Origin of the sequence: Acinetobacter lwoffii, assembly GCF_024129435.1 — a bacterium.
GTDB lineage: Bacteria > Pseudomonadota > Gammaproteobacteria > Pseudomonadales > Moraxellaceae > Acinetobacter > Acinetobacter lwoffii_F.
Map to the genome: position 1 here is coordinate 1 of NZ_JAMXXN010000081.1, position 507 is coordinate 507.

Consider the following 507-nt stretch of genomic DNA (forward strand, 5'->3'; position numbering starts at 1 on the left):
ATATCGGTTTTGGTGGTCAGGGTGAGTTTATTGTCCGTGTCCAATTCGGCTTTTCGGGTGGTAAGCATGATATGGGCGTGATGATTCTTATCATTACCGCCTTTGCTGGGTTCATGGATGGCTAAATCTGCGATCACTCCATAGCGATCAACTAAGGACCTGGCAAAGTCTTTTGCCAAGTCCTTACGTTGATCAGCGTCTAATTCATCAGGTAGGGCAATGACCCATTCTCTAGCGGTTCGGGCATCTTTACGGTTTTCGGTTTTTTCTGCCAAGTTCCAAAGTTCACCACGGTCAATTTCAATATCTAAATTAGACAGAATTTCAGAATGGGCGACACCGTCTTTTCTCGTAAAGTCATGGGTCAGTCCTGTGCGTTCATCTTCTAGTTTTTCCCCTGCACGATATGCAGATGATGCAACCGCAGTTCGCCCCGAACTTCGGTTCACCGTTTTAGTGGAACAATGATAAATTGCCATGCAGTCGCCTTGGGGTGCTTTTGCTTTT

General features: G+C 46.0%; 1 protein-coding gene. It reads right to left on the reverse strand.

What is annotated here, in order from left to right; translation table 11 throughout:
* The coding region (locus NI455_RS15395; protein ID WP_253114899.1) for a MobA/MobL family protein at nucleotides 1-479 on the reverse strand (479 nt) is incomplete at its 3' end.
* Nucleotides 480-507 lie beyond the last annotated feature (28 nt).